This is a genomic window from Paraburkholderia sediminicola (genome assembly GCF_902859805.1).
Taxonomy (GTDB): domain Bacteria; phylum Pseudomonadota; class Gammaproteobacteria; order Burkholderiales; family Burkholderiaceae; genus Paraburkholderia; species Paraburkholderia sediminicola.
In genome coordinates this window covers 30,988-43,790 of the sequence record NZ_CADIKC010000002.1, presented here as the reverse complement: position 1 = coordinate 43,790, position 12,803 = coordinate 30,988, and the positions used below count along the sequence as shown (strand labels likewise).

The following is a 12,803-nucleotide window of genomic DNA, read 5'->3' as shown; positions in this document are numbered from 1 at the left end:
CGCTTTAAGAACGTTTTTCTTGTGAGCCGCCGGCAGGCAGCGGGCGGAGCGATGGAACGCGAGCCAACTGGATCTCGCCCTAACGGGAGAAGATTTATATGAGTCAACCGATTGTGAGCGGCGGCGCGCTGGACGATGCAACCGCAGCTACGCGTCATGATGTCGATGTGCTGGTCATCGGTGGTGGTCCGGCCGGCACCTGGGCTGCGATTAGCGCTGCAGCGAGAGGGGCGAAGGTCGTGCTCGCGGACAAGGGTTTCTGCGGAACGTCAGGCGCGACGGCGCCGTCAGGCACCGCGATCTGGTATGTCTCGCCGCAGGGCGATACGCGCGAGCGGGCGAAACAGAGCCGTTTTGATCTGGGAGGCCAGCTTGCGGAACACGACTGGATGGATCGTGTGCTTGAGCAAACCTGGGTGAACGTCCATCAACTTGCAGAATGGGGCTATCCGTTTCCCGTCGACGAAAACGGCGAGGAGCAGCGCACATCGCTGCAGGGGCCGGATTACATGCGGCTCATGCGCAAGCGCGTGAAGGAGAGCGGGGCATGCATCCTCGATCACAGCCCAGCCCTCGAATTACTCGTGGATGGGGGCGGCGCGGTTGCCGGCGCGCGCGGCGTGCAGCGCCAGAGCGGGGAAATGTGGGTCGTGCGCGCGAAGGCCGTGGTGATTGCAACGGGCGGCTGTGCGTTTCAGAGCCGCGCGCTCGGCTGCAATGTGCTGACTGGCGACGGCCACCTGATGGCCGCCGAGGTGGGCGCGGAGATGTCCGGCATGGAGTTCTCGAATGCCTATGGGCTCGGTCCCGCATTCGCTTCGGTCACCAAATCTCTGTTCTACAAATGGGCGACGTTCTACGACGAACAGGGCGTTAAGCTCGAGGGAGCGGGCTCGGCATTCGGGCGCAGCGTCATCGCGCGTGAGCTGCAGACGCGCCGCGTATTCGCGTGTCTCGATCGAACCGACGAACAGGTTCGCGTGTGGATGCGCACGGCGCAACCGAACTTCTTTGTGCCCTTCGACCGGCTGGGCATCGATCCCTTCACCCAGCACTTCCCGGTAACGCTCAGATTGGAGGGGACGGTTCGCGGAACCGGTGGCCTGCATGTTACGGGCCGCGATTGTTCGACGTCGGTGGAGGGTCTCTATGCGTCAGGCGACGCCGCGACTCGCGAGATGATTTGTGGCGGGTTCACCGGCGGTGGCAGCCATAACGCTGCATGGGCGATGTCGTCGGGTTTCTGGGCGGGCGCCGGTGCGGCCGACCACGCGCTCGCGAAGCGTCGCGCCGGCATCGGCATCGGCATCGGCAGACTCTATTGCGCGGGCGATGTCGGCTTGCGCGACACGTCGCACAACGTGCCTTTTGACAGCGCGAGCGTCGTGCAGGCTGTGCAAGGCGAGGTGTTTCCTTATGAGCGTAACTGGACGCGCAGCGGGGACCTGCTGGACGACTCGCTGAGCCGCCTCGACGCACTGTGGGCGAGCTTGCGCACCAGCGCACCGGCACGCGGTGCGCACGAGGCCGTGCGCGCGCGAGAGGCGGCGGCGATGGTTGCGACCGCGCGCTGGATGTATCGCAGCGCGCAGGTACGTACCGAGACGCGCGGCATGCATCGGCGCGCGGAATACAAGTCGATCGATGCAGGGCAGCGTCACAGATTGATCAGCGGAGGCCTCGACGACGTATGGGTCCGCAGGAAGGAGCTAGATACCGGATTGGTGCCGGCTGAACATCATGGAGCCCATGCATGATCGAAATTTTGAGCGAATCGCGCTGCACGGGATGCAACATCTGCGTCCGCGCGTGTCCCACGAATGTGTTCGAGGCGGTGGAAGGGGGCATTCCGCGGATCGCGAGGCAGAGCGACTGTCAGACCTGCTTCATGTGCGAGCTGTACTGTCCCGCGGATGCCTTGTTCGTCGCACCGCAGGCCGATGCCGCCGTTGTGGTGGACGAAGCACGTCTTCCGCACGGTGCACAGCTCGGCAGCTACCGCGAAGCACTCGGCTGGGGTCCAGGGCGCACTTCGACCGCCGCACTTGACGCAAGCTACGCACTGCTGACACCTACCCGTTGATGGACGACCGTAGCAATGTCATAGCTTCGACGAGAGGCCGTACCTCTCGTCGAAGGAGTAGCTGCGCCGCTCACTCGGGCACGAAGCCGGTCTTACCCTCGAACATCACCGACTCTGCGATGTTCTTTTGCGCCTGCAGCGCGGCCAGACTCCCGGTGTAGCCGGTTTCCAGCACGGAATAAGCATCTCCGCCGAGGACGGTGCGCAGCGGCGGCTCCGACATCTGGCTGACCGCATAGATGGCGTCGGCCATTTTCACGGGGTCGCCCGAAGCGTATGCGTCGCCGTTTTCCGCGATCCAGCGGCGCAGTTTGCCAACTGCGCTGTCCTTGTATTCATCGAGTTCTGTGGTCCAGCGGATGTTGGCCACGAAGTCGGTCTTCATGGAGCCCGGTTCGATGATGATGGTCTTGATACCGAACTCGGCGATTTCCTGACTGACCGCTTCGGCAAAACCTTCCAGGCCGAACTTCGCAGCGTGATACAGCGCGCCTCCCGGGAAAGCCGCACGTCCGCCGACGCTGGTGACGTGGATGAACGTGCCGCGCTTCTTTGCGCGCAACGCGCCGAGGAAGGCGCGCGTGACGTGGATGGGCGCCAGCAGATTCAGCGCGATCTGCTGCTCGATATCCGCATCGCTCATTTCCTCCATCGCGCCGATCACGGCGCCGCCCGCGTTGTTGACGACCACATCGACATCGGGATGACGCGCCGCGGCGGCCCGAACCTGTTCGTGATCGGCCAGGTCGACCGACTCCACCTGGAGCAGATCCGGATAGGCCTGCTTCAGCGCCTGCATCGCTTCGACACGGCGCACAGCTGCAACCACAGGATGCCCCTGGGCCAGTACTTTTTCCGTGAGGGCAAGCCCGAGACCGCCGGACGCGCCGGTAATGAACCACTTCTGATTTGACATGATGCCGTTCTCCTTACAAGTAATGAGCGCGTACGCGCTCAATAATGAACGAAAATTTTTAAACTGTGATTGCCCGCCAGGCGACATGAAAGCCGAGTTGCAGGTGACGTTCGGCGCTCTCGGGATGCTTGTCGACGTACTCGATCGTCGTGTCGGCGATGTGCTCGATTATGGACGAAAGAAATGCGATCGAAGCGTCAACCAGCACGCCATCGCGCACGGCGTCTTCCATCATCTGGGATATCGCCAGAAACGGTCCCATCCCCTGTGCCCGTGTGTCGTCGAGTATGTGCCCGGAAGCCGAAAGCCGCGAGAGAGCGAAGCGCCCAGCCGCATGGGCCAGTCCCCAATTCACATAGCGCTCGAAGACGTGCTGCATGCGTTGCCGGTAGCCTGCATCGTGTGGATAGTCCGGCATCACGGATCGCGCCAGATCCTGTTTCAGGTGCAGGTAGAGTTCCTGGAACAGCGCGTCCTTGTTCTCGAAGTAGGTGAACAGGGTGCCTTCGGCCACGCCGGCGCGCTTGGCGATGCCCGCCGTGGTGGCCAGCACGCCCTGCTCAGCAACGGTCTGCGTTGCGGACAGCAGCAGGGCGCCGCGTTTTTCCGGACTCAAAGGACGTGCCATCGGATGTCTGAAGACAAATAGAGTGATTACGCGCTCAATTATAACTGCTTTCTGACATGAATGCCGATCGGAAGACGGGGCGAAGAATGGCAGTTCAGCCGCGAACGGGTCGGGTCAAACAAGATCATCGAGCGCGCCGGCGTTTTCGTACACCTTGAGCAGCATGGCGCGAAGCACCTGAACGTCGTTTGCCGTAAAACCGCTCAGTATCACCGACTCATGTTGCTTCGCGACCGGGACGATGCGCAGCGCCAGTTCGTCGCCCTTGCTTGTCAGAGCAATCCTGATTGATCGACCGTCCGTCGTGCTCTTCTCGCGCTTGACCAGTTCCTGGCTCTCAAGACGATCAATGATCCTGGACAGCGCGGAAATATCCGACGTCGCATGCACCGACAATTCAGACAAGGTCTGGTGCGGAACGTACAGCAGCGAGGCGCAGACTCGCCACTCGCTGAGGTTCAAGCCGAACGGTTTCAGTGCCTTCGCGAATGCGTTTCCCATCCGGCCTCCGGCACGTGTCAGCAGGAACGGAATCGCCTGTTCGAGTTCTTGTGGTCGCTTCGGTGTCTTCATGGTCATCGGTGGGTTGCGGGTTTACATGGGTACGTATATTTGAAAAATCAACTATACTCCACCTCAAATGTACTTGAAAAATCAAATAAATGTTATCCGGGTGAATTCGGATAACCCGTCTCTTTCTGAGTGAGCGACGCGTCATGCGCTGAACCGGGGCAGGCGTTAGGGAGAAGTCGGATCGATCGAGCCTGCCTGGATATGAAAGACTCAGAAATGGTATTTCAATCATTTAGTTTGCATTGCTAATAAAAATAACAATTACGGTGATGATCTATACGAACGGAGATCGGATTTGGAAACTCAAGTCATCATTGTCGGAGCCGGCCCGGTAGGACTGACACTTGCGATCGACCTTGGCAAGCGCGGCATAGCGTGTGTGCTCGTCGAGCAAAAGGCTGAGCCGCAGTTTCTGCCGAAAATGGAGCGCTGCAACGCGCGGACCATGGAGATCTTCCGGCGGCTTGATCTCGCGGAATGCATCCGGGCCGCAGGCATGCCCGAAGACGTCCCCATGGACATCCAGATCATCCGTTCCATGACTGAGCCTGCGATTCTGCGCTTACCTTATCCGTCGGTGGCGGAGGCTCGCGCGCTCACGCACGAGAGCCACGACGGCAGCCTTCCGCTCGAACCCTATCAGCTCATCTCGCAGTACACACTGGAGCCGCTTCTTCTTGAAGTGGCCGAGCAATTGCCGGCGGTTACGGTGATGCGGGGTACGACGTTTCTGGAATTCACCGAGCAGGACGACGGCGTTCTGGTGGCGGTCAATGCCGCCGACGGCGCGAGGAGAACCTTGAAGGCCGCTTACCTCGTGGGCTGCGATGGTGGCGGGAGCCAAGTACGTAAGCAACTAGGCATCCGTCTGGAGGGCGAGGGCGACATTGCGCGACTGAGACAGGGCCTGTTCTATTGCGAGCAGCTCTACGAGCGGCTTCCGATAGGCGACGGACCGAGCCGTGGGCGGCACTACCTGGTGGCGGGCGGACCTCCTACGTTCATGATCATGCAGGATTCCACACGACATTGGACAGTCCATTCCGCCGTCGAGAGCGACGACGAGATGCGACGGATGTTCGAGCGGATCATCGGCGTTGCCTTGCCCTACGAGATGCTGTATTGCGCGGAATGGCGGCAGAATCTGCTGCTAGCCGAACGTTATGGAAAGGGACGGGTGTTTCTCGCAGGCGATGCGGTTCACCTCGTGATTCCTACGGGCGGCCTCGGCATGAACACCGGCGTTGGCGATGCCACCGATCTTGCCTGGAAGCTGGCCGCCACGCTGCAGGGGTGGGGCGGCCCGATGTTGCTGGCGTCCTATGAAACCGAGCGGCGCCAGATTGGCGAGCGGGTTGTCGGCGCATCGCGTTACGCGTCGCTTGGATATCGCGCCTGGTTGGCGGAGGTGCGCCCGGAGATCGGAGACGATACGCCCGCAGGGGAGACCGCTCGCGCCCACCTGGCCGTTGTGGCGAACGTGGAGCAACGCAAATCGAACGAGATGATCGGCGCGGAACTGGGCTATCGCTATGTGGATTCGCCCATTATCGACAATGTACCGGGAGGGCCGCAGCACGATCTGCGTGCCTATCTTCCCACGACGTGGCCGGGCGCGCGGCTTCCCCATATGTGGCTCACCAACGCAAGCGCCATCCAGGACCGGCTACGGTCGGAGCGCTACACGTTGATCGACGTCGCGAGTGGGCATGATGCCAGCCCGCTTCTCGCCGCGTTCGAAATGCTCGGCGCGCCGCTCGACGTGCTCGTGCTCGCGGATTCTCGGCTTCGCACCGTCTATGAGCGCGACCTGATCCTCGTGCGGCCCGACATGCATATCGCGTGGCGGGGCGACCGACTTCCACGGGCCGTCGATGATCTCGCCGCGAAAGTGACAGGACATGGCAACGCAAACCGCGCATTGAGTTTGATCAGTAGCGGCTGATCGAGCCGGCTGAGTCGAAAGCAGATCAATATCGGTCAGCACTACGTAGAAGGTTCGACGCGCGACGGCGCAGGGGCGCCGTCGTCTTGAGATTTCAACAACATTGGAGACAAGAAAATGAGCGTACGGTTGAATCGGGCCGGAGGTGGCCATTCATGGCGCCGGCTGTTTTGGTGGACGGTCCCGTTGCTTGCGGCAAGTGCGTCGGGCGTGTCGTATGCGCAGAGCTCTGTCACCCTGTATGGGATCATCGATACCGGCGTTGAATATGTGACGAACGTCGGTGCTAAAAAATCCAGCTCAGTGCACATTCCGTCTCTCACAGCCTCGCTACCATCGCTGTGGGGCATCCGTGGCAAAGAGGATCTGGGTGGCGGGCTGAGCGCGGTTTTTGTATTGGAGTCCGGATTTGCTCCAGGACAGGGCACGCTGAATCAAGGGGGGCGTCTGTTTGGCAGACAGGCTTATGTCGGGCTCGCGGGGCGGTGGGGGACGTTGACCCTCGGGCGGCAGTATTCGCAGATCTTTTGGGCGACATTAACGGGCGACACGCTGGCTCCGAATATCTTTGCCGCCGCCGATCTTGACCCCTACCTGACTCAGCCACGCGTTGATAATTCGATCGCCTATAGCTTCACGTCATCGGGACTGACCGTGGGCGCGACCTATTCACTGGGACGCGACGTGGCGGATAGCGCGGCGGCCGGAGGGTGCGCCGGCCAATCGCCGACTGACTGGCGGGCCTGCAAGTCCATGTCTGCCATGCTGAAATATGACGCCGGGAGATGGGGCGCGGCGGCGGCCTTCGACCGCAACTACGGTGGGGGCGGCACCGGCTCGCCCTTGCCACTTAGCTCGCAAACCGATACACGCGCCCTCATCGATGGCTACGTGAAATTTGGCAACTCGACTTTCGGCGCGGGATTCCAGCACCGGATCAATCACGGCGTGCAGACGCCGAAAATCTTCGACGCGATCAGCAACTATTGGTGGGTCGGTGGATCCTACTTGCCCGTTCCATATATTTCGCTCGACGCACAGTTCGGCCATATCACGGTGAACAGCAATGACGCGGGGGGCTCCGTGATCGCCGCGCGCGCGATGTACTTCCTCTCCAAGGGCACTTCGGTGTACGTCACGGCAGGGCATGTGTTCAACCAGCGCAACGCGGCGTTCTCGATTGACGGTGGTGTGGTTCCGCCTGCTTCGACGCCATTGCCGGGCGTGGGTCAAACCGGTGCGATGGTGGGTATTCGACACCTGTTCTAACTGTCGCTTTTTCATTCGACTATATCGTTAGGATAACAACATGTTCTACATGAGACTCCGGCCTCGTCAATTGATATTGGTCGCTGTGGCCGCCATGTCGCCGTTTCTGGGTGTTGCGCATGCGCAGATCGATACGTCGAAAAGCACAGTGATTGCCACGTCGAAGCAGATGAACGTGCCTGTCGACGGGACATTCAGGAAGTTCACTGCGCAGATCGTCTTCGATTCGGCCAGGCCGACTGCGGGAAGCGCGCAACTGACCATCGACACCGCCAGCTACGATCTCGGCGACCCAAGCTATAACCAGCAGGTGCGCGGCAAAGACTGGTTCGACTCAGCTCAGTTTCCCAATGCCACATTCGTCTCGAACTCTATTGCGCCGGCCGGCGGAAACCAGTTCAAGGTCAGCGGCAAGCTAACCATCAAGAGCAAGTCGGAGAACGTGACGGTGCCGGTCACCGTCACGCAGCAGAGTGCGACGCAAACATTCGACGGCATCTTGCCGATCAAGCGTAGCCAGTTCGACATCGGCTCAGGCGAATGGAAAGACACTTCGGTGGTCGCCGATGAAGTGTTGATCAGGTTTCACATTGTCGAAGCTAAAAAATAAACAGCAAAACCGCTCAGAACTCCCTGGAGAATCGCAATGAAGAAGCAACTTTTGACCGTAGCGATCACCGCTCTGGCAGCCGGAACATCGTTTTGTGCAAAGGCCGCGGAGACGACGTATCAACTGGATCCGACGCACACGTATCCGAGCTTTGAAGCCGATCACTTCGGCGGCGTCTCGATCTGGCGCGGCAAGTTCAATAAGAGCAGCGGCAAGGTGACGATCGATCGCGAAGCCAGAACCGGCACGCTGGAGGCGACTATCGACATGACGTCGGTGGATATCGGCAACGATACGCTGGATACGGCGTTGAAGAGCTCGAAGTTCTTCGACGCCACTCAATTCCCGACCGCTGTCTATAGGGGCACGTCGATGACGTTCAAGGGCGATGTGCCGGTCGAAGTGATCGGCGAGTTGACACTGCACGGTGTGACGAAACCGCTGAATCTGAAGATCGAATCGTTCAAGTGCTTCCAGAACCCGCTGCTCAAACGCGAAGTGTGCGGTACGGAATCGACTGGGAGTTTCGACCGGTCGGATTTTGGCGTTGACATGGGCAAGACATACGGCTTCAGGATGCAAACGGTGCTGCACATCCAGGCTGAAGGGATCAAGCAATAAGGCGGCATCCCCGGCACAATTGTCAAGCCATCGCTCACCATTTGAGTCGTCTGGCCGTGGTGATGCCCGCGGTTCTTTGCATTGACGTGGCCGCCTTCCAACGCGGACCGTGATAGCGATCCAGCGTCTCGCCGGATCGCACTGCGCAGGTTATCCACAGAAAATGTTCATATCCTTGTGGACAAGTCCTGGTCAAACCCGCCAAGTGATTGAGCGCAGGGTGATTTCCTGATCGGCACGGCGAACCCGCACATCCAGGCAGACCCGGGAGACCGAGGCAGACCAACCTCGACCGACCACCGGCAACGCGCCGCTCATTCCACCGGCGAGGCCAGCAGCGACACCGGCACGCCGTGACAACTCACTCTGGCCACGAGCGCCGCGCCGAGGTCCGCGCTTGCTTTTGTGTGCGCATCGAACGACGACTCTTCCTTATCGACGCGCAGAATGTTAATCGGCCACGATGCCCGGGAGAGCCGTTCGTGCGCAAAGGATCCGACCCACAGCGGAGTAGCGGACACGCCGTTCTCCACGGCATAGCCGCTCGGCCAGAAACGCAGAACGTCGCGTTCGTCGCGCGTGTCGCCAGGACGCATGAACACCAGCGATGAGGGCACGCCGTTGTTCAGCTTCGGCAATACCGGCAGCGAGGTCGCCGCGACGTTCGGTGAGGCAAGCGAGAGCAGGCTGTGCGCGGACAGGTCCGTGCCCTCGATCCATCCCTGGGCGCGCAGTTGTCCCTTGATCGAATCGAGGTTCGACACCCATTGCAGCGTGAGCGGTTCCTTGTGGTCGCCGCCCATATCCGAGCGATAGCATGGCAGTCTCTTCCACAGCGACACGGTCCACTGTGCTTGCGTGACCAGCACGGGCTGCGGGCGCGGCATGTTGTCCGGCGCCGCTGTCGGGGAATTGATGCTCAGTTGTACGCCCACGCTCGCGAGCATGACCACCAGAACCACGACCGGCATGAAGCCGCGTGAGGGCGGCACGGCCGGATACCGTAATATCACCGTCAGCGAGACGATGGCCACCCACATATACGCGAGTGCGGCGCCGCCGATCGCGTCGGAGACCCAATACCTGCCGAAGTAAAGTCCTGCGAGCGCGATCATGATGACGACAACCATACTCGCGGTCGCCACGAGCAAACCTTCCAGCATGCCGACCCGTCGCACGAGCAGGAACGCGAGGAAGCCGTAGACGATCACCGTCGCGGCGACGTGATTGCTCGGAAACACGTACGCGTCGGACAGCATTTGATTGGGCGGCGCGCGGTGCATCGCGAACTGCAGGGCAAAAATCAGCAACTGGGAGAACACGACCGCGGCGAGCCAGTAGCCGATGGCGCGCCAACGCCGCTCGATCAGCATCCACACCACCACCGTCACGACCACGGCCGTCAGCGTGAAGACGCTGCCGAGTGTCGCCACGCCTGCAAGGACCGTGTCGCTCCACGGCGTGCGCACCGATTGCAGAAAGTGATAGACGGACAGATCGATGCTCACCAGCGGATCGCCGCTGACGACGTCTTCGAGCACACCGAAGAAGAGCGCACCCGCCGCGAACACAACCAGCGACGTCAACACGATGCTGCTGGCGTCCGGCTGTTCGGGGTCGAGCAGCCGCCGCGCGAATCGGCCAAAGGGGCCCGGGTGACGGCAGGCCCAGTTTCCCAGATAGCGTCCCGCCGCGCTCGACCACGCACTGGCATGCGAGACCAGGAACTCCATCGCGCGAAAGCTCAGCCAGACGATGCACACCAGCAACGCGATGATGACAACGAGGCGAAACGACACTGCGCCGGCCAGCAGCACCGAGGCGCCGAAGACCACGCCCGGCAGAATATGCGCAGGGGCCCATAGCAGCGCCGACAGGACGTTCATGCCGTAGAAGCGCAACGGCGTCATGCCCAGCATGCCGGCCACCACCGGCACGATCGCTCGCAATGGTCCTACGAAGCGGGCAAACACGACACTTTTGGCGCCATGTTTCTGAAAGAAGCGATGGCCGGCGTCGAGTATCTGCGGGTGCGTGCGGAACGGCCAGAACTGGACAATCCTCTCCTTGTAGCGGCCACCGATCCAGAAACTCATGCCGTCCCCGGCGATGGCGCCGACGATCGCCCACAGGAACACCCAGCCGAGGCTCAGTGAACCCGTGCCGGCAAGTGCTCCGGCCAGGAACATCGCGGTGCTGCCCGGGATGAAGGTACCGATGACGGCGATGGCCTCGAGAAAGGCCGCAAGAAAGACGACCGTGAGCATCCACGCCGGATGGCCGGCAAGCAGATGCAAAAGGTGGATGTAGGCATGCTCCATCGTGCGCGATCAGCCGTTCTGGCGTAACGGTTGATCATAACGCGCACGGCGCTGCCGCACATTTTTGCCTGCCGGCATCGGGAGCCATGCCGGCGCACAGTCTCACGAAGCCGTCAGCAAATCGCCAGATGCGGTCGCCCCGGGTTTGGCCCGGGTTCGCCCCGAGTTCGGCCCGGGTTTGCCCCGGGTTTGCCCGTTAAGAAGCCGTCAACGAATCGCCGGATACGTGGACCCGCTCGCCGATCTGGACATCCGGCTGCGTCGGATAGCTGAAGTTGCGGTAGCTGCCGTCCTGCATGCGCACTTGCACCTGATAGGTGGTCTGCTTGCGCACGGCGTGCTCGATCCCGTTGCCGGCAAGCCCCCCGCCGACAGCGCCTGCGATGGTGGTGAGAATCTTGCCCCGTCCGCCGCCGATCTGATTGCCGACGAGGCCGCCGGCCACCGCGCCACCCAGCGCGCCGAGCCCGGTGGTCGGCTCAGGTGCCTGCACCGTGTTGATGGCGACCACTTCGCCCGCATAAGGGTCGGCGACCGGCCTTGCCGGCGCGGGTTCATAGGGTGCCTGGTAACCCTGATTGTTTGCATACCGCGGCGGCTGCGGGGCCGGCGCGCTGCGCGTGTGATGCACTGGCGGGCGCACCGGTGCGGCTTGCTGAACCGTTTGCTGAACCGGGGCCGCCTGGGGTGCGGCGACCGGCGCGCTGGCAACTTGCGCCGCGATCGTGGTGGCCGGCTGCGCGGGCTCGGTAACGGCGTGCGAGGTAGGCAGAAGGCCAGTCATCGCCGCGATGCCAGTGGCGCTCGCGAGGATGACGGCTACCGCCGCGCCGGCGACGAGGGGGTGAATGCGGTTGCGCTGCGGATTACTGGAGGTGAGGTTCGTGTTCATTGCGGGCTCCGCGGGTAGATGCCTGCAATAACGCCGCAGCAGCGCAGCCGGTGGACGCCGGACGCACGCTGCTTTGTAAGCATTTGTACAACTTGCCGATGAAAACAGGGCCGCTCAGATTTCGTCGGTAAATTCGTCGAGGAAGCGCTGCAGACGGTCGTGGCGAATTTTCGCGAGGCGCACGCCGGTTGCTGTCTGGAAACCGGACGCCAGTTTCAGCAGCTTCGTATGGAAATGGTCGAGCGTGTACGCGGTGTCGTCCAACGGACGCTCCGCCGCGTGCGGGTCGGCCGGGTCGTACAAGGCGCGGCCCATCCGGCCGGCCACGTAGAAGCAACGCGCGACGCCCAGCATTCCGATCGCGTCGAGCCGGTCGGCATCCTGCAGCGTTTTTGCTTCGAGCGTGGTCGGCGCGACACCGGCCGAAAAGCTATGCGCCTCCACCGCGTGCGCCGCAGCCTGAATTTTCGCATCTGGCCAGCCGAGCGATGCCAGCACGCGCGCGGCTTTTTCCGCTGACAGGCGCGAGGCCTGCGCGCGCAGCGGCGAATTCTTCTCGACCGCGACGCAGTCATGCAGCAGCGTCGACGCGAACAGCACCTGCGCATCGCCGCCTTCTTCCGCCTGGATGGCCGCTGCGTTCTTCCACACTCGCTGCAGGTGTGAGGTGTCGTGGGAGCCGTCGCCGTTGTCGTCGTATGCGTGAGGCAACAGGGTTGCGGCGAGGTCCTGAAATGGAGCGAAGGCGGGTTTCGTCATGATGTCGGGCGAGAAAAAGAGCCGCAGATTATCGCCGATCGTCGATCAATCCCCGAATTTCAACGATGAACAAAAGTGGCTGGCGGGCAGTCTTACTGTTCGACCGGGTTCCTTTGCGAGCGTCGTTGGCTCGACATCGCTACGATGTGCGGGAAGCATAGGTCGGGCAATTCGACGGCATGACGG

12 protein-coding genes are annotated in these 12,803 nt (G+C 61.7%); 6 read left to right on the top strand and 6 right to left on the bottom strand.

The features are described 5' to 3' along the window. Positions 1-98 precede the first annotated feature (98 nt). Complete coding sequence (locus tag R8871_RS08765; protein WP_175050075.1) at positions 99-1,757, top strand: FAD-dependent oxidoreductase; 1,659 nt, start codon at positions 99-101, stop codon at positions 1,755-1,757. Then, entirely contained in the window at positions 1,754-2,083 is a 330-nt protein-coding gene (locus tag R8871_RS08760; protein ID WP_175050074.1) for a 4Fe-4S dicluster domain-containing protein, read from the top strand. Before R8871_RS08765 ends, R8871_RS08760 begins: the two co-directional genes overlap by 4 nt. Before the next feature lie 70 nt (positions 2,084-2,153). On the opposite strand, the gene R8871_RS08755 is transcribed toward R8871_RS08760, so the two are convergent. The 3 genes from R8871_RS08755 to R8871_RS08745 all read right to left on the bottom strand — a co-directional run bounded on the left by R8871_RS08755 (position 2,154) and on the right by R8871_RS08745 (position 4,128). Continuing rightward, a complete protein-coding gene (locus tag R8871_RS08755) occupies positions 2,154-2,999 on the bottom strand; it encodes an SDR family NAD(P)-dependent oxidoreductase (RefSeq protein WP_175050073.1) in 846 nt (281 codons plus the stop codon). A gap of 58 nt (positions 3,000-3,057) precedes the next feature. Then, a complete protein-coding gene (locus R8871_RS08750; RefSeq protein WP_175050072.1) occupies positions 3,058-3,627 on the bottom strand; it encodes a TetR/AcrR family transcriptional regulator in 570 nt (189 codons plus the stop codon). Between the two features lie 114 nt (positions 3,628-3,741). After that, complete coding sequence (locus tag R8871_RS08745) at positions 3,742-4,128, bottom strand: MarR family winged helix-turn-helix transcriptional regulator (protein WP_407673141.1); 387 nt, start codon at positions 4,126-4,128, stop codon at positions 3,742-3,744. A 367-nt stretch (positions 4,129-4,495) separates the two neighbouring features. Here R8871_RS08745 and R8871_RS08740 point away from each other — a divergent pair, with 367 nt between their 5' ends. From R8871_RS08740 to R8871_RS08725, 4 genes are all read left to right on the top strand, one after another. After that, the gene (locus tag R8871_RS08740) at positions 4,496-6,145 is read left to right on the top strand and encodes an FAD-dependent monooxygenase (protein WP_175050071.1); all 1,650 of its coding nucleotides are present in this window, start codon (positions 4,496-4,498) and stop codon (positions 6,143-6,145) included. Positions 6,146-6,262: 117 nt separating this feature from the next. Further along, positions 6,263-7,414: a porin gene (locus tag R8871_RS08735; RefSeq protein WP_175050070.1), complete on the top strand. Its 1,152-nt coding sequence runs from the start codon at positions 6,263-6,265 to the stop codon at positions 7,412-7,414. Positions 7,415-7,508: 94 nt separating this feature from the next. Continuing rightward, positions 7,509-8,024, top strand: coding sequence for a YceI family protein (locus tag R8871_RS08730; RefSeq protein ID WP_246287544.1), 516 nt, complete (start codon positions 7,509-7,511; stop codon positions 8,022-8,024). 36 nt (positions 8,025-8,060) lie between these two features. Next, on the top strand, positions 8,061-8,645 hold the full coding sequence (locus R8871_RS08725) for a YceI family protein (RefSeq protein WP_175050069.1): 585 nt from the start codon (positions 8,061-8,063) through the stop codon (positions 8,643-8,645). Positions 8,646-8,959: 314 nt separating this feature from the next. On the opposite strand, the gene R8871_RS08720 is transcribed toward R8871_RS08725, so the two are convergent. The 3 genes from R8871_RS08720 to R8871_RS08710 form a co-directional block, all read right to left on the bottom strand. Further along, on the bottom strand, positions 8,960-10,966 hold the full coding sequence (locus R8871_RS08720) for a bifunctional DedA family/phosphatase PAP2 family protein (protein ID WP_175050068.1): 2,007 nt from the start codon (positions 10,964-10,966) through the stop codon (positions 8,960-8,962). 196 nt (positions 10,967-11,162) lie between these two features. After that, on the bottom strand, positions 11,163-11,858 hold the full coding sequence (locus R8871_RS08715) for a glycine zipper 2TM domain-containing protein (RefSeq protein ID WP_175050067.1): 696 nt from the start codon (positions 11,856-11,858) through the stop codon (positions 11,163-11,165). A gap of 114 nt (positions 11,859-11,972) precedes the next feature. Next, positions 11,973-12,617, bottom strand: coding sequence for an HD domain-containing protein (locus tag R8871_RS08710; protein WP_175050066.1), 645 nt, complete (start codon positions 12,615-12,617; stop codon positions 11,973-11,975). Positions 12,618-12,803: the final 186 nt, after the last annotated feature.